Raw genomic sequence first — 16,124 nt, 5'->3', positions numbered from 1 at the left:
AAACCTTAGGTCAGAAAATTTCGAAAATGTAGCAAAAAAAGGTTAAAAATGGAATTTAATTTACAGCAAGTCTGTGGTAATGCTAGAGCTGGAATTTTAAAATTGGCTCACGGAGAGGTTCCAACTCCCATTTTTATGCCTGTTGGGACACAAGCAAGTGTAAAGGCTTTGGACTTTATGGATTTATTAGCCCTAAAAGCACCTATTATTCTAGCCAATACCTACCATCTTTATTTGCGTCCTAATGATGAAGTTATTAAGCAATTGGGTGGATTGCATAATTTTAGTCAATTCCCTAAAAATTTCTTAACCGATAGCGGAGGATTCCAAGCCTTTAGCCTCTCTAGTAATGCTAAAGTTTGTGAGGAAGGAATTTTATTTAAAAGCCATATTGATGGGAGTAAGCATTTTTTTACACCTAAGAAAGTCTTAGATATTCAATATAATTTAAATAGTGATATTATGATGGTTTTGGACGATTTGGTAGGCTTACCAGCCCCCGCAAAAAGAATTTTAGAATCTATTAATAAAACGAGCTTTTGGGCAGAAGAATCTATTCAATACCATAATCTAAAAAAATATCAGGCACAAGAAGAGGGGAGGGAATTTAATAATCATATTTTTGCTATTAATCAAGGTGGGGTTGATAGGAAGTTAAGAGAGATGAGTGCAAGAGATTTAAGCGCAATGGGTGATTTTGATGGATACGCTATTGGTGGATTGGCTGTTGGGGAATCTAATGTAATGATGTATGAGACATTAGACTTTACGATTCCATTTTTGCCAAAAGATAAACCGCGTTATTTAATGGGTGTTGGGACACCTAGGGATATTATAGAAGCTATTGCAAGAGGTGTGGATATGTTTGATTGTGTGATGCCAACAAGAAATGCAAGAAATGGCACTCTTTTTACCAATGAAGGAAAGATGGCTATTAAATCTACAAGATTTAAGCTAGATGCAAAGCCCTTAGATGAAAAATGTTCTTGTTATACTTGCACAAATCATACAAGGGCTTATTTGCATCATCTTTTTAGGGCAGGAGAGATGAGCTATTTTCGATTGGCAAGTATTCATAATTTAGCTTATTATTTAAGTCTAGTAAAGAATGCTAGAGAGGCTATTTTGCAAGGAAAATTTGAAGAATTTTATAAAAAGATTGTAGAAATTACTTAAAAATATTTTAGATAATTATAAAGAAATATTATATAAAATGCCAACTTTAAATTATTATTAAGGATACATTATGGTGGAATGGAGTCAAGATTATAGTATTAGAAATCATCATCTTGATGCTCAACATCAAGAATTAATGAAATGTGTGGGTTTATCAAAGGTAATTATTGATATGGAACCTGCTGTAAAGGAAGATAAGCTAAAAAAACTCATTCCAAAGCTTTTACAATATGCAAAAGAGCATATGAAAGATGAAGAGGAGTATATGAAACGCATTAATTATCCTTTCTTTAAAGAACATCGTGCTTCTCACCAAGTTTTTATGAAAAAGCTTAAAGAGATTGTTGCTGGTTTTAATGATATTGATAAAACAAGTGTAAAGCTTTTTGAATTCCTTGATAATTGGCTTTTAAAACATATTTTAGAAGAAGATAAGAGGATAGAATCTTTTAGGAATTGCTTGACAGAGATTAATGAATTGCCTTATAATTTGCAACAAAAGACAAAAATATTAGATGAAAGATATGATGTTTCCAATGAGGTTAAACATCGTTATGTTTGCCTTTGCCATTTGAAAGTTCATGAAGTTTGTGATACTTTAGATAAAGAATTACAAGCCAATCATTCTTATATTTGTTGTGTGAGTTGCAAAAGCCCTATTATTAAACTTAATACTGAATTAGAAAAAAATGAAAGTAAATTTGATGACTTATTGAAAAAATATTATATTGAATAGGAAGTAGTAAGTGGCAATATCCGAAAGAATGCGATTTGATAGAGTCGATAATGTTCCTTTGTTCTTGCAACAAAAAGAAGAAGAATTAGGTGTAAAGCTTGATTTTGATTTATTAAGCACTAGAACGGTATGTATTAAAGATGATGGCAATATCCCAAAATTGGTTCCTGATACTCGCTTATTTAATAAAGATGCAAATTTTACTGCCAATGTAGAAATTAAGCAGCTTCATACCATAGAGATTTATGAAGCCTCACAAACAGAGAAACCATTTTATTTCGAATTAAAAGATGCTCCAAAATATGGTCTTAATGCTACTTTAATTTGTTGCACTCCTTTAGTGTTCCATACCACTTTAAAGGCTGATATTTATCATTTGCTTTATAAGATAATGTTGCTTAATGGGTATTTGATACAAATTAGAGAATACAAGCAATTATCGCTTCAAATTAATGAGTTTCTCAAGCAAGTTATTGGTGGTGTTTATCCTGCAAAAGTTTTATTTAATGTAGCAGTAGGTGTTGCCCCAATACCAAGAAAAGAAGGTAGCGTAAATTTTTGCTTTGATAAAGAGAATTTTGCTTTTTCAAATATTCCACGAACTATAAACCATAAAAATTTTTTAATGCCCTTTAAGATGGGGGATTTATTGTTCGAGTATATTAAACCAATACCTTCTAAGTCGGGCAGGAATCTAAAGGGAGAAAAAATTGCTTTAGATGAGAAAGCTTCTCCTTGTCCTATAAAGATAAAAAATGGGATTCATAGTAGGGAAGATGAGGTTGCTATTAACTTCATTGCAGCACAAGATGGGTTTTTAAAAGAAATCGCTCCTTATACTTACACAATAAGTGATAATTTAGTTCTCTCTAATAGCTTTAACCATATTCGAGAGGTATCTGTTGATAAAATGGTGAGAATTGACAATGTTGTTGATTCTAAATCCACTATCTGTGCGGATATTTGTTTTATCGCTACACATCAGGGTGATGTCAAAGCGCATACGGTTGTTATTGATTCTTTAGAGAAGGGTAAGGTAGAAGCAAGAGTTGCCTTTATTAATGCCTCTGTGGGTGGTATTATCAAAGCAGATTATGTTTATATCAAGGAGATGCGCTCTAGCAATCAAGTCTATACGCGTTATTCTTTGATTATTGATAATATTATTGGGGATTTTAATATTTTAGGAGTTGATCCAGAAAATTTTGTTTTTTTATATCGGGATAGGATAGGTTATATAAGATTAGTTGATGAGATGAGAAAGAAAATGCGGTTTTTTCGTCAAAAAATGACGAATCTACGCAATTATTTATTTACCTCACAATCTAAAGCATACGCCGTGAAAAATCAAGATCCTGATAGATCAGCTCCAAAGGGTTCTGCAGATATTGCAAAGCAACGCGAGAAGACTTTAGAGGAATACAAAGAAGCCCTAAAGGAATATGATAATCTTGCTAACTTATGGTATATCAGTGAAAAAAAATTAAAAGATATTAATGAAGCAGCCCTTCACGCAAGGGTTATTATACGTGGTAGCTCACAAGGACAAGAAACTTTATTAAAGCTTAAATCTTATGAACACGAGATTGAAAGATCGTTTAATGCTGTTGTGCCTCAAGCTAATAATGCCCTTACCTTTAAGGTGGTAAAAGAGGGTGAGGTTGCAAATTTGCGTCAAATTGATAATATTATTGAAGCAGGAGATGTTCAATGGATAAATGATTGGAATCCTCACCCTCCTAGCAATAATGATGAAAATGATGGGGAGGATGAAGAGCAAAACGAAGACAATGATTCAAAACCCGCTAATTCTCAAGATTTGTAGCTACTAGTATGCGTTTGATTTTGTTATCTCAATCATCCTTTTAAGCTAGGGGTTATTGTTTTTTTAATACAATAGCAACTATTCTCTAAGTGAGAAATTTTGTAGGAAGGAGCATATATGCAATCAAATTCTGCATTAGAGTATGATTACTCCATTGCAAAGTTATTTCTTTTTGCAACTGTCGCATTTGGGATTGTTGGGTTGTTGTTGGGTGTTGTGATAGCCTTTCAAATGGCTTTTCCAAATCTTAACTATTTAGCAGGAGAGTTTGGAACTTTTGGGAGACTTAGACCATTGCACACTAATGGTATTATTTATGGTTTTACATTAAGTGGTATTTGGGCTACTTGGTATTATGTAGGACAAAGAGTCTTAAAGATTTCTTATAATGAATATCCTTTTTTGAGGTTCATTGGGTATTTGCATTTTTGTCTTTATATTATTTTGATGATTCTAGCAGTTATTAGTTTATTTGCTGGATTGACACAATCTAAAGAGTATTCAGAGCTTGTTTGGCCTTTGGATCTTTTGGTGGTTATTGTTTGGGTTTTGTGGGGGGTTAGTCTTTTTGGGTCTATGGCTTTAAGAAGAGAGCAAACAATTTATATTACTTTATGGTATTTTATCGCGACTTTTGTTGCGATTTCTGCGCTTTATATTTTTAATAATCTCTCAATTCCTACCTATTTCATCTCAGGCGTTGGTTCGGTGTTGCATTCGATTTCTTTTTATGCCGGAACTAACGATGCGATGGTTCAATGGTGGTTTGGACATAATGCGGTTGCCTTTGTCTTTACTTCAGGGATTATCGGGATTATTTATTACTTTTTGCCTAAAGAATCAGGACAGCCAATTTTCTCTTATAAGCTTACTTTATTTTCGTTTTGGGGGTTAATGTTTGTTTATATTTGGGCTGGAAGTCATCACCTTATTTATTCTACGGTTCCAGATTGGATGCAGACAATGGGATCAATCTTTTCTGTGGTTTTGATTTTACCTTCTTGGGGAACTGCTATTAATATGCTTTTAACTATGAAGGGGCAATGGCATCAGCTAAAAGAATCGCCACTGATAAAATTTTTAATCCTTGCTTCTACTTGGTATATGCTTACGACTTTAGAAGGTCCTATTCAATCCATTAAATCTGTGAATGCTTTGGCTCACTTTACGGATTGGATTATCGGGCATGTCCATGATGCTGCTTTGGGGTGGGTTGCTTTTACAATTATTGCCGCTTGTTATCATATGACACCAAGATTATTTAAACGTGAGATTTACTCCAAAAACCTTATGGATATTCAATTTTGGATTCAAAGTGCAGCGATTGTATTGTATTTTTCAAGTATGTGGATTGCAGGTATCACACAGGGTATGATGTGGAGAGCTACTGATGAGTTTGGTTCTTTAGCCTATTCTTTTATTGATACAGTTGCTGTGCTAATGCCTTATTATGTTATTAGAGCTATTGGTGGTGCATTATATTTCTTAGGGTTTATTATATTTACTTATAATATTATTATGACAATTGTTGCAAGTAGAGAGCTTGAAAAAGAGCCAAATTATGCAACTCCTATGGCAGCGTAAAGGAGGATTAGATGTTTCATTGGTTAGAAAAAAACCCATTTTTCTTTACGGTAGTATTTTTGTTAGTATTTTCTATTGCAGGATTAGTGGAGATATTACCTGATTTTGCAAAGGCATCGCGTCCAACAGAGAATCTAAAGCCTTATACTTTGCTTGAGACTGCTGGGCGTCAAATTTATATTGCTGAGAGCTGTAATGCTTGTCATTCGCAGCTTATTCGTCCTTTTAAAGCAGAAACTGATAGGTATGGCGCTCATAGTCTTAGTGGGGAATATGCTTATGATAGACCTTTTTTATGGGGTTCTAAAAGAACTGGTCCAGATTTGCATCGCGTTGGAGATTATAGAACAACAGACTGGCACGAACAGCATATGTTGGATCCTGCTGGTATTGTTCCGGGTTCTATTATGCCTGCCTATCCTCATCTTTATAAGAAAAATATTGATGTTGATACTGCTTATGCAGAGGCTTATACCCAAAAAGTCGTCTTTGGTGTGCCTTATGATACAGAAAATAATCCTAAATTAGGAGATTTAGAGGCTAGTAGAGCAGAGATTTTAGCAGAAGCTAAATTGATTGTTGAAGATATGAAAGATCCAGAAATAAAAGCTGCATTGCAAAGAGGCGAAATTAGGCAGATTGTTGCTTTAATCGCTTATTTAAATAGTTTAGGACAAAAAAGAAGGACTAATTAAAGTGGATTATGAAACTATACGAATCATTCAAGGTTATGCTTATTGGTTTATCACGCTTTTATTGGTTGTTTTGCTTTATAGTTATGTGTATCATTTATATAAAAGCCAAAAAACTGGAAAGATTGATTATGAAAAATACGCAAGACTTGCCTTAGATGATAATTTAGACGATGATCTCATAGAAATTAGAAATAAAAAAGAAGGAAAAAAGGAAAGCTAAATGGAATGGTTTAACTTAAATGATAGTGTAAATCAACTCGCGCTTGTTGGTGCAATATTAATCTTAGCTTTGACTATTTTTATTGCTGGTAGTTATATTAGGAAAATGAAAAATAGCAAGGCTGAAGGTGAGCTGACAAGTGAAGAATGGGATGGAATTAGAGAATTTAAAAATGATATTCCAGTTGGTTGGGGGACGGCGTATTTAGTGCTTATTATTTGGGCATTATGGTATTGGTTTGTAGGGTATCCGCTAAACTCTTATTCCCAGATTGGCGAATATAATCAAGAAGTTAAAGTTTATAATGCTAAATTTGAAGAGCAGTGGAAAGATGCCGATGTAGAAACGCTTGTTAAAATGGGGCAAAATTTGTTTTTAGTGCAATGTTCGCAATGCCACGGAATCACAACAGAGGGTATCAATGGTGTAGCGGCAAACTTATTAGATTGGGGGAGAGAAGAGGGAATTATTTTAACTATGAGAATGGGTAGTAAAGGTTTAGGCTATCCATTAGGCGATATGCCACCTCTTAATCAAATATCTCCAGAAATTGCAGATAATGAAGAATCCAAAAAAGCAATTGCGGCTTATATAATGGCTGAAATTTCAGAGGTTAAGAAGACAAAATATCCTGAGCTGGTTCAAAGAGGAAAAGAGCTTTATATGGCTACTTGTAGTGCTTGTCATGGAGATGATGGCAAAGGTATGGGTGGATTGGCACCAGATTTGAGTAAGTATGGGACTATAACTTTTGTGGCGGAAGTATTAGAAAAAGGTAAAAAGGGATATATAGGCAGTATGCCATCTTTTAAAAATCAAATGCTAACCGATATTCAAAAAGAAGCATTAGGGTATTTTATTTATTCGGATAAAAATTAAGGAGTGGTTTATTATGAATGGATTATTTGGAATTAATGGGCTTAGTGGATATTTTCTCTCGGTTGTATTGTTATTAGTTATTGTATTTATTTTGGGTTATTTGGCAATAACAACCCAAAGAAATCAGGTTAATCATCCTTATGTTATTGAGAATCTTAATACATTAGAAAAGAAAAGTATCAATAATGCTAAGCATTATAAACTACAATAAAGGGTAAATGATGATTCGATTTAGCGGTTTAGAGAAAGTTTTGTTTGCAGCACATATTGTTATAATTATCGTTTCTATTGCGGTTGCGTTTATCCCTGATATGCTCCTTTATGTTGGTTAGTAATGAGTTATAAGCTAAAAATAGGGTTTTTTGCCCTATTTTTTGCTATAAATTTATATAGCAAATCTTATGTTTTAGAGAATCAAAATCAAATTTTGGATAAAACTGCAGATTTTATTGAAACATTATCTAATGAAGTTTATAAAAAGACAGGTGTGGATTTATATATCGTTGCTCTTGAAAGTTTAGAGGGAATGAATCTCCAAGAAAGAGAATGGTTTTACCAAAAGAATCTTAACAATCCCTATGTTATTTTATTTTTTGCCAAGAAAGAAAAAAAGATTGATATTATCACCACTTATGAGACTCAAACAATGTTTGATAAAAAAGAAGTTTATTGGGATTATATTGTGCCATTGATTCCAAATTCTGATAAAGAGCTGACCCAACAGAATGTTTCGGCATTTTTATTAAATGGTTTTATGGATATTGCTGATAGGATAGCACAATTCCATAAGGTGGAATTAGAGCATAGTTTTTCTACTACGAATAAAGGCATTGAGGTAACTACTAAGATGATACTTTATTTGATGCTCTTTGTTTTATTGGTTTTATTTGCATTTGTATGCCTAAGAAGAAGTAAATGAATAAAAATTATTGGCCTTTAGGAATTTTTTTGTTTGCTATGGTAGTTGTAGGTTTGATTGTGCTTACGATTAAAACTGCTATCACAAATCCTGTTGAATTGCAAAGAATGTGCCAAAGAAGTTCCCAAGATGTCGATGAAAACATTAATGAAATCACAAAGCTACGAACGGAGTTTTTAAAAAAATATGTTATTAGCTTTGAAGGCGCAAGAGAGCAAACTCCAAAGGAGTTTCGCCAAGCTTTTATTAGGATAATCTCAAAAGAGAGTGGAGCTATACAAAGTGATGCTAATGTGAATTTCTATCTTACTCGCCCTCATACGGCTAAAGAAGATAAGGATTTAGGCAGGGCAGAATTTGTAGATGGTTTGTGGCAAAGTCCTAGTTTTAGTGTTGAGGGTTTAGGGCGATATGAGATTGAAGCTTTTGTGCAAATTGGTGAAGATTCTATTTGTATCTCCCAAAAATATAGAATCCAATAATTTATGCAAAATACTTTGATTTGCTAGTTGGCTTATATCCTTAGGCTTTCTATCCTTTTTTTATAATCTCCGCTGAAAATATAACTTCCAGCCACTGCAATATCTACCCCACATTTTTTTAATTCCACGATATTTTTATCACTTACTCCACCATCGACTTCAATAAGGCATTTTGGATTGCGCACTTCAAGCACATCCTTTAGTCGTTTGATTTTATCTAAGGTATTGGGGATAAATTTTTGTCCCCCAAAGCCCGGATTCACACTCATAACTAATACCATATCAATATACTCTAAGAGGTAATAGATGCAATCCAAATTCGTATGAGGATTAAGCACGATAGCAGGAGAGATTCCATAGTTTCTAATCTTTTGTGCAAGGGAGTTTGGGTGTTTTTCTTCTTCAATATGAAAAGAGATGTATCGGGGTTTAAAGGGTGCAAATAAATCTACAAAAAAATTATTGTTTTGCACCATTAAATGAATATCAAGAGGCTTGGTGGAAGCTTTTGCGACAGATTCTACAACAACTGGACCTATGGTGAGATTTGGGACAAAATGCCCATCCATAACATCAATATGCACTAAATCACAGCCACATTCACAAATGGATTTTATTTCTTCTTCGAGATTTCCAAAATTTGCTGAGAGAATGCTAGGGGCTATCAACATAAAAATTCCTTAGATTTTAATCAATGTATTGTAGAAATTGTAGCAAATAATCATTTTAACCTTGTAAATTGTTAGCGAATAATCATTTAAAAAACTATAAAAGAGTTATTTTTAGCTATAATTTAAAACTTTAATTTTTGGAGTTTAATATCTATGCAAGATAATCTAGCGCAGGATTTAGAAAAAATTTTTGCCATTCTTAAAGACTCTTCTTTACTTATTTATCAGATTCTCAAAAAAAACATAGGAGAAACCACCCAATCAAAAAATTCAACAGGTGATGTGCAATTACAAGCAGATGTCTTAGCGGATAAAATTTTATGCGAGGCTTTTAAGGGTTTGGAATGTGTTAAAGAAATTTGCAGTGAAGAGCAAGAGCAAGCCATAGAGCTTCATAGTAATGGAATCTATAAAATTGCTTATGATCCCCTTGATGGCTCTTCATTAATGGGAGCAAATCTAAGTGTTGGAAGTATTTTTGGGATTTATCGTGGAGAGTTTTTGCCTAAAAATCTTGTTGGGGCAGCTTATATAATCTATGGAATGGTAGTTGGAATAGGAATTGCATCTAAACTTAAAAAAGGTGTTGATTATTTTGTGTTTAATGGAGAAAGCTTTGAACTCCAAAAGACTTTGTTTTTAAAAGAAGAAGGTAAGCTTAATGCCCCCGGTGGGACGCAGAGATATTGGAGTAAAGCCCATAAAAATACAATAGATGATTTATTCCAAAAAGGCTATCGTTTGCGTTATAGTGGAGGAATGGTTCCTGATTTGCATCATATTCTAATAAAAGGTGGTGGATTGTTTTCTTATCCCTCTACGAGTGATGTCCCAAAAGGTAAATTGAGAATGCTTTTTGAAGTCTTTCCCTTTGCATTTATCTTTGAGTGTGCAGGAGGAGGGGCGATTGATGGTAAGCAAAGGCTTTTAGATTTAATCCCCAGCCATTTACACGATACAACACCTTGTTTCTTTGGGAGTAATAAGGAGATAGAAATTGTCAAGAGATGATAGTTTTAAAGAAGTATTAAGAGAATTAAAAGAATGTCAAGCTAAGCATCAAGTAACGAGTTGTTTTCTTTGTGATAAAGCAATGGATTGCGATAAAAAAGGGGATTTTGAAGATTCTGTTATGAGGAATTTAGATGCAAAAATACATTCCTTGCAAGATTGTCAAAGGGAACGCAATATAAGAAGTTGTAGTGTTTGCAAGGAATTATTGAATTGTGAGCTAAGAAACACCTATGTTGATGCCGTTTATCTAAGTATGAATAAAGGAAGTGGAGGAAGTTTTGAGTTCTAAATTTTATATCACTACACCGATTTATTATGTTAATGATATTCCCCATATTGGACACGCTTATACAACTATTATTGTTGATGTTTTAGCTAGGTTTCACCACTTATTGGGACAAGAAGTCTTTTTTTTAACAGGGACTGATGAGCATGGGCAAAAGATTGAGCAAGCAGCTACTAAAAAAGGCAAGAATCCTAAAGAATATGTGGATGAAATTTCTAAAAGCTTTAAAGATATTTGGGAGAATTTTGAGATTAGTTATGATAAGTTTATTCGCACCACTGATTCTTATCACCTACAAACAGCGCAAAAAGCATTTTTAAAAATGTATCAAAGAGGAGATATTTATAAGGGAGAATATGAAGGGAATTATTGTATTTCTTGTGAAGCATTTTTTACGAAATCTCAACTTATAGAAGAAAAGAAATGTCCAGATTGTAAAAAAGAGACGACTTTAGTAAAAGAGGAGAGTTATTTTTTTAAACTAAGTGCTTATCAAGATAGGCTTTTAGAGTTTTATAAACAGCATAATGACTTTATTCTGCCAAAGTCGCGTTATAATGAGGTAATAAAATTTGTAGAAGCTGGTTTAGAGGATTTATCCATTACAAGAACGAGTTTTGATTGGGGGATTAAGCTTCCTAGTGAAATTGCTAGTAAAGATTCTAAAAAACATGTAATGTATGTTTGGTTGGATGCGTTAATTAATTATTTGAGTGCTTTAGGCTATCAGAATACATTAAATAATAAAATGGATTTTTGGCCTGTGAATTATCATATTGTTGGAAAAGATATTTTGCGATTCCACGCGGTTTATTGGCCCGCATTTTTAATGAGTTTGGAGTTGCCTTTACCTCAACATATCGCAGCACACGGATGGTGGACTAGAGATGGACAAAAAATGAGTAAAAGCGTTGGGAATGTGGTTAATCCACAAGAGGTTGTCAATGCTTATGGTTTGGATTGTTTCAGATATTTTATATTGCGTGAAGTGCCTTTTGGGCAAGATGGAGATTTTTCACAAAGAGCATTGATAGAGAGGATAAATTCGGATTTAAGTAATGATTTGGGGAATTTATTGAATCGTCTTTTGGGTATGAGTGCTAAATATTTTAACAACCACTTAAAGGTGGATATTCAAGCCTTTAGAACGCATTATAAAGAAGAGTTAGAAAGTATCCACAGGACTTTAATGGGATTAGAAACACTAATGCAAAAAGTGCAAATTAACCGCTATTTAGAGGAGATTTGGAAGATATTTGCTCTTGCTAATGGAATGATTGCTAAAAAAGAGCCTTGGAGATTAGCCAAAGAAGATAAAATGCAAGAAGTTGCAGAACTTTTGGTTTTTATAGCTAATCTTTTAATAAAGTCTGCTATTTGCCTCTCTCCCTGTATGCCAAAAACTGCTGAAGAGATTCTTAGTGTTTTTAATCTCTCATTAAAATCAAAGTATTATTTGGAGTTTATTAGGGATAACCAGATTGTATCAGAAGTAGTTTTAATGCCTATTTCGGCACTTTTTCCTAAGATTGAAGCACCTCTTTTAGAAGAGAAGCAAAAGGAGGAAAAAACTCAAAACTTCATCACTAAAGAGGAATTTTCTAAAATAGAGATTAAAGTTGGGACTATTATGGGAGTAGAGGTTATGCCAAAGAGTGAAAAGCTTTTAAAGTTGCAAGTAGATTTGGGAGAGGAAAGAGAGCGTCAGATAATAGCAGGGATTAAGCCTTATTATAGCGCACAAGAATTGGTTGGTAGGCAAGTATGTGTCTTAGCTAATTTAAAACCAGCAAAGTTAATGGGTGAGTTAAGTGAGGGGATGATCCTAGCTGTTAAAGATGAAGAGGGTTTAAGCCTAATACAGCCACAGATGATAAAGAAAAATGGAAGTCCAATTAGTTAGCGGGGGGGGGGGATTTTATGAATAAGAAAGGAATACGCATTAGCGTTAATGAGATTGTAGAAATTACTTTTGGAACACTTTTAAATAAGCCTAGCATCTCCTTTTTTGAGCAGCTTTGTTATGAGGTAGAATCTGTTGAAAAAGGTGCTTTATTTATTGCTTATGATGCAAAAGATATTGAAGTAGCTATTCAAAAGGGGGCTTTTGGAATCCTCTTTAGCGGTGAAATAGCAATGAGTGATGAGGAAGTAGCTTGGATTAGTGTAGAGAGTTTAGAGGAAGCATTGTTTAGGATTTTACGCCATTATCTGATAATTCATAATAAAATATTATTTTCTCTCTCGCAAGATGAATACGAATTAAGCTCACAAATCTTTCTTCCAAAGAAAAATTTGAGCTTTTTTAGTGGCTCTTTAATTGAGTTAATCAATCATATTTTGAAGACTTCATCTGTCTATATATTGGCTCTTTTGCCTCTAAGCTATCAGAACAAATTACAACAACAACAAGAAATCAAAGTTTTTTCTAATAAAAAAATTAGCGAAGAATCCCTGCCTTTTATGGTAACTTCTTATTCCTTGTTTGGGATAAAGATTTTTTATCATTCTATGGATTATGAACTTCCTTTGCCAAAACCTTTTTTTCAGCTTTTAGCAAGAGTATTGAATTTTGCTGAAGAATATTCTTTGTCGGTAGATTTAAATAAATTAGAGGGGGTTTCAAGTTTTAAACCCCTCTATCTTGATGAACGCGGGTTTATTTCAAAGCCGGGAGCTACTAATCGTGTGCTTTTGGCTTGTGAGGATGTGAAACTTTATGAACAATATCTTGCTTATTTTACGATGTATGCAAAGTGGGCAAAATTAATGCTGTTTGTTCCTAATATTTATCACGAGATTTACTCACCTTATGGAGAAGTTTATGGTTATGAGGATAAAGAGGCATTATTTGGGCTACTTTTAGAGAAACATTATAATTTTGCTTTAATTTTAGGCGAGAATACTAAAGTTTTTGAGGAACGATTCCAATCTTGTGAATTAGAGCAGAATCTTTTTGATTGGGTTGAGAAATAAATCTAGTATCTTGCCATCACGATAATGATTGAATTGCCTTAATCTTATATCTAGCTATTTGAAAACTTATAATGGGGTTTTAGCTTCAAGTTTCTAAAAAGATTTCTAAATAAAAATAATTTAAATTGACATTCTCCCTTATAAAATTACGAACTTTACAAATATTTTACTTATCGCATTTTTTCTTTTTACAAAGCCGTTTTATAATTTTGTATCTTAAAACTATCAAAAAAGGATTTTGTATGAAAAGACGAGAGTTTTTGAAGGGAAGTTCCGCAACACTTGCTTATATTAGCTTTTTTGGGCTATCACCTTTAAGTGCAAAAGAGCAAAATTTACTAGGATTTAAGGCAATTCCAATTAGCACACAAGATGCAGTGATTGTTCCAGATGGCTATGAAGTAAAGCCGCTTATTAGTTTTGGGGATGTTTTATTTAGTGATGCGATGCCCTTTAATGAGAAAAAAAATATAAACCAAGCAACAATTGCCAATGCTACAAGGGTTTTTGGCGATAATAACGATGGTATGTCATTGTTTCCATTGGATAACAATCGGTATATTTTAGCGGTAAATAATGAATATATTAATCCCGAATTGATTTTTGCGGACAATGGTAAAAATATGGATTCTCATAAGGTGGCTTATGAGCAGAACTCATTAGGAGTGAGTATTTTTGAAATAAGACAAGAAAAAGATGGTTTTAGGGTTGTCCTTGATTCTCCATATAATCGCAGGATTACAGCACATACGCCAATGCAGATTAGTGGTGTGGCAAAAGGGCATAAAAGTATGCAAACACAGGCAGATAAAAAAGGCGAGCTAGTCTTAGGGACACTCAATAATTGTGCAAATGGTCAAACCCCTTGGGGGACCTATTTAACTTGTGAAGAAAATTTTGATGGTTTTTTTGGTGCAAGTGATGCCGATTACAAATTTACAGAAAGTCAAAAACGTTATGGAATTGGGGTTAAAAGTAATTATGGTTGGGAGCTTGATCCACGTTTTGATATTTCTAAAAATCCTAATGAACCCAATCGGTTTGGCTGGATTGTGGAAATTGATCCTTATAATCCTAACTCTATCCCCATTAAACGCACTGCATTAGGTCGTTTTAAACACGAAAACATTGAAATTGTCTTAAGTAGAGAGGGTTATGTTGTCGCTTATATGGGAGATGATGAGGCTAATGAGTTTTTGTATAAATTCGTCTCTAAAGAAAAATTTGATTCTAAAAATCCACAGAAAAATAAGAATCTCTTAGAGGATGGGGTGCTTTATGTCGCAAGAATACAAGGAGAGAATTTGAGTGGAGAGGGAGAGTGGATTGCATTAAGCTATGGTCAAAATGGATTGGATTCTAAAAATGGATTCCACTCCCAAGCAGATATTTTAATTAATGCACGACTTGCAGCAAGTATTGTCGGTGCAACACCAATGGATCGCCCTGAATGGATTGCCGCTGATCCTAAGGGAGAGTTTATTTATGCGACATTAACTAATAATAAAAAACGTGCAATCCCAAATGGAGCAAACCCTAGAGAGAAAAATATGTATGGGCAGATTATTCGTTGGAGACCCAATAGAAAAAACCACTTAAGCACGAAGTTTAAATGGGATATTTTTTTACTTGCTGGTAATCCAATGCAATACCCAAATGATTTGCGTAAGGGAACAAGCAACATCACTAGTGAAAATATGTTTAACTCCCCTGATGGCTTAAAATTTGACAAATTTGGTAGGCTTTGGATTCAAAGTGATGGTGATTATTCTAATAAAGGAGATTATGCGGGAATGGGAAATAATCAAATGCTCTGTGCTAACCCAATTACAGGAGAGGTTAAGCGATTTTTAACTGCACCTATTGCATCAGAAGTTACAGGAATTGCTTTTAGCCAAGATTATAAAACAATGTTTGTAGGAATCCAACATCCCGGAGAAAAGCTTGCTCCAAGTCATTATCCAGATGGTGGGGATTCCACACCTAGAAGCACGATTGTGCAAATTACCAAAAAAGATGGCGGAGTGATTGGTAGCTAAAAGATTTGTGTGTATTGATGATACAGATAGATAAGTATCAAATACCGCATACCCTTGCCAAGAGTAATAAAAACGATAGTTTTTAATACAGGATAGCGATACACTCCTAGAGCAAGTGCAAAGACATCGCCTAAAATTGGCAAAAAGCTAAGGAAAGCATAAAGAGAACCTCTTTTTTGAATCTTATTGGCATAGCGGTGGATTTTTTGGTGTGTGTTTTTAAAATATTTCAGATATAGAGAGTCTCCTGCATATCCGATTGCATAGGTGCTTAATGCACCTAATGTATTGCCAAGTGTCGCGACAATCCATACCCAAAACCACATATAATCAAAGGCTAAAAAGGCAATCACAAAAGCTTCTGAACCTAAAGGATAGAGACTACTTGCTAAGGTGCAAATCAAAAATAATCCAAAAAGCCCTAAGTTTTCCATATAAGTGTCCAAAATTATCACCAAAGTAAAAAATAAATGCAAATTCTATTAATACTTGTTTTTCAAAATAAATGAGGATTTTAACCTATTTCAATATGAAATTTGGAGGAATGCAAGAATTTTTGGACTTTTTTAGGAATAAAGTTTGGATTAATGTCAAAGATGGTTGTTAAAAGATAGTTGTTATA

The 16,124-nt window shown here is 33.8% G+C and carries 17 protein-coding genes; 15 read left to right on the top strand and 2 right to left on the bottom strand.

Annotated features, from left to right (window positions below; genetic code table 11):
• The first annotated feature begins 48 nt into the window (after window positions 1-48).
• The 10 genes from tgt (at window position 49) to C6H18_RS06640 (ending at window position 8,516) form a co-directional block, all read left to right on the top strand.
• Window positions 49-1,176, top strand: a complete 1,128-nt coding sequence (tgt, locus tag C6H18_RS06685; RefSeq protein ID WP_104722338.1) for a tRNA guanosine(34) transglycosylase Tgt — start codon at window positions 49-51, stop codon at window positions 1,174-1,176.
• Between the two features lie 70 nt (window positions 1,177-1,246).
• Entirely contained in the window at window positions 1,247-1,912 is a 666-nt protein-coding gene (locus C6H18_RS06680) for a bacteriohemerythrin (RefSeq protein ID WP_104722337.1), read from the top strand.
• A gap of 10 nt (window positions 1,913-1,922) precedes the next feature.
• The gene (locus C6H18_RS06675; RefSeq protein ID WP_104722336.1) at window positions 1,923-3,737 is read left to right on the top strand and encodes a flagellar assembly protein A; all 1,815 of its coding nucleotides are present in this window, start codon (window positions 1,923-1,925) and stop codon (window positions 3,735-3,737) included.
• Between the two features lie 117 nt (window positions 3,738-3,854).
• On the top strand, window positions 3,855-5,321 hold the full coding sequence (gene ccoN / locus C6H18_RS06670) for a cytochrome-c oxidase, cbb3-type subunit I (protein WP_104722335.1): 1,467 nt from the start codon (window positions 3,855-3,857) through the stop codon (window positions 5,319-5,321).
• Between the two features lie 11 nt (window positions 5,322-5,332).
• Window positions 5,333-6,016: a cytochrome-c oxidase, cbb3-type subunit II gene (gene ccoO / locus C6H18_RS06665; protein ID WP_104722334.1), complete on the top strand. Its 684-nt coding sequence runs from the start codon at window positions 5,333-5,335 to the stop codon at window positions 6,014-6,016.
• Window position 6,017: 1 nt separating this feature from the next.
• Entirely contained in the window at window positions 6,018-6,236 is a 219-nt protein-coding gene (locus C6H18_RS06660; RefSeq protein WP_104722333.1) for a cytochrome c oxidase, cbb3-type, CcoQ subunit, read from the top strand.
• Window positions 6,237-7,115, top strand: coding sequence for a c-type cytochrome (locus C6H18_RS06655; protein ID WP_104722332.1), 879 nt, complete (start codon window positions 6,237-6,239; stop codon window positions 7,113-7,115).
• Between the two features lie 13 nt (window positions 7,116-7,128).
• A complete protein-coding gene (locus tag C6H18_RS06650; protein ID WP_104722331.1) occupies window positions 7,129-7,326 on the top strand; it encodes a DUF4006 family protein in 198 nt (65 codons plus the stop codon).
• A gap of 123 nt (window positions 7,327-7,449) precedes the next feature.
• Window positions 7,450-8,034, top strand: a complete 585-nt coding sequence (locus tag C6H18_RS06645) for a TPM domain-containing protein (protein WP_104722330.1) — start codon at window positions 7,450-7,452, stop codon at window positions 8,032-8,034.
• The gene (locus tag C6H18_RS06640) at window positions 8,031-8,516 is read left to right on the top strand and encodes a hypothetical protein (protein WP_104722329.1); all 486 of its coding nucleotides are present in this window, start codon (window positions 8,031-8,033) and stop codon (window positions 8,514-8,516) included. The genes C6H18_RS06645 and C6H18_RS06640 overlap by 4 nt, the downstream gene beginning before the upstream one ends.
• A 32-nt stretch (window positions 8,517-8,548) precedes the next feature.
• Here C6H18_RS06640 and rpe read toward each other — a convergent pair whose 3' ends face one another.
• Window positions 8,549-9,187, bottom strand: coding sequence for a ribulose-phosphate 3-epimerase (gene rpe, locus C6H18_RS06635; RefSeq protein ID WP_104722328.1), 639 nt, complete (start codon window positions 9,185-9,187; stop codon window positions 8,549-8,551).
• 153 nt (window positions 9,188-9,340) lie between these two features.
• On the opposite strand from rpe, the gene C6H18_RS06630 reads away from it, so the two are divergent.
• The 5 genes from C6H18_RS06630 to C6H18_RS06610 all read left to right on the top strand — a co-directional run bounded on the left by C6H18_RS06630 (window position 9,341) and on the right by C6H18_RS06610 (window position 15,502).
• Complete coding sequence (locus tag C6H18_RS06630; RefSeq protein ID WP_104722327.1) at window positions 9,341-10,198, top strand: class 1 fructose-bisphosphatase; 858 nt, start codon at window positions 9,341-9,343, stop codon at window positions 10,196-10,198.
• On the top strand, window positions 10,185-10,490 hold the full coding sequence (locus C6H18_RS06625; RefSeq protein ID WP_104722326.1) for a hypothetical protein: 306 nt from the start codon (window positions 10,185-10,187) through the stop codon (window positions 10,488-10,490). The genes C6H18_RS06630 and C6H18_RS06625 overlap by 14 nt, the downstream gene beginning before the upstream one ends.
• Window positions 10,480-12,390, top strand: coding sequence for a methionine--tRNA ligase (gene metG / locus C6H18_RS06620; RefSeq protein ID WP_104722325.1), 1,911 nt, complete (start codon window positions 10,480-10,482; stop codon window positions 12,388-12,390). The genes C6H18_RS06625 and metG overlap by 11 nt, the downstream gene beginning before the upstream one ends.
• Before the next feature lie 17 nt (window positions 12,391-12,407).
• Window positions 12,408-13,463, top strand: a complete 1,056-nt coding sequence (locus C6H18_RS06615; protein ID WP_104722324.1) for a hypothetical protein — start codon at window positions 12,408-12,410, stop codon at window positions 13,461-13,463.
• A gap of 242 nt (window positions 13,464-13,705) precedes the next feature.
• Window positions 13,706-15,502, top strand: a complete 1,797-nt coding sequence (locus C6H18_RS06610) for a PhoX family protein (RefSeq protein WP_104722323.1) — start codon at window positions 13,706-13,708, stop codon at window positions 15,500-15,502.
• Here the strand turns inward: C6H18_RS06610 and C6H18_RS06605 are convergent.
• The gene (locus C6H18_RS06605; RefSeq protein WP_104722322.1) at window positions 15,499-15,948 is read right to left on the bottom strand and encodes a YqaA family protein; all 450 of its coding nucleotides are present in this window, start codon (window positions 15,946-15,948) and stop codon (window positions 15,499-15,501) included. The two genes, C6H18_RS06610 and C6H18_RS06605, sit on opposite strands and share 4 nt — an antisense overlap.
• Window positions 15,949-16,124: the final 176 nt, after the last annotated feature.

Source organism: Helicobacter mesocricetorum (genome assembly GCF_900198605.1).
In the GTDB taxonomy this organism is placed as follows: Bacteria; Campylobacterota; Campylobacteria; order Campylobacterales; family Helicobacteraceae; genus Helicobacter_D; species Helicobacter_D mesocricetorum.
Note: the sequence above shows the minus strand (reverse complement) of the source record. Positions and strands in the feature narration are given on the sequence as shown.

Excerpts from the sequence above, each read along its gene's own strand:
- C6H18_RS06655 (WP_104722332.1), top strand. The coding sequence starts at position 6,237 with ATGGAATGGTTTAACTTAAATGATAGTGTAAATCAACTCGCGCTTGTT.
- C6H18_RS06615 (WP_104722324.1), top strand. The coding sequence starts at position 12,408 with ATGAATAAGAAAGGAATACGCATTAGCGTTAATGAGATTGTAGAAATT.
- tgt (WP_104722338.1), top strand. The coding sequence starts at position 49 with ATGGAATTTAATTTACAGCAAGTCTGTGGTAATGCTAGAGCTGGAATT.
- C6H18_RS06680 (WP_104722337.1), top strand. The coding sequence starts at position 1,247 with ATGGTGGAATGGAGTCAAGATTATAGTATTAGAAATCATCATCTTGAT.
- C6H18_RS06610 (WP_104722323.1), top strand. The coding sequence starts at position 13,706 with ATGAAAAGACGAGAGTTTTTGAAGGGAAGTTCCGCAACACTTGCTTAT.
- C6H18_RS06645 (WP_104722330.1), top strand. The coding sequence starts at position 7,450 with ATGAGTTATAAGCTAAAAATAGGGTTTTTTGCCCTATTTTTTGCTATA.
- C6H18_RS06650 (WP_104722331.1), top strand. The coding sequence starts at position 7,129 with ATGAATGGATTATTTGGAATTAATGGGCTTAGTGGATATTTTCTCTCG.
- rpe (WP_104722328.1), bottom strand. The coding sequence starts at position 9,187 with ATGTTGATAGCCCCTAGCATTCTCTCAGCAAATTTTGGAAATCTCGAA.
- C6H18_RS06630 (WP_104722327.1), top strand. The coding sequence starts at position 9,341 with ATGCAAGATAATCTAGCGCAGGATTTAGAAAAAATTTTTGCCATTCTT.
- C6H18_RS06640 (WP_104722329.1), top strand. The coding sequence starts at position 8,031 with ATGAATAAAAATTATTGGCCTTTAGGAATTTTTTTGTTTGCTATGGTA.
- ccoN (WP_104722335.1), top strand. The coding sequence starts at position 3,855 with ATGCAATCAAATTCTGCATTAGAGTATGATTACTCCATTGCAAAGTTA.
- ccoO (WP_104722334.1), top strand. The coding sequence starts at position 5,333 with ATGTTTCATTGGTTAGAAAAAAACCCATTTTTCTTTACGGTAGTATTT.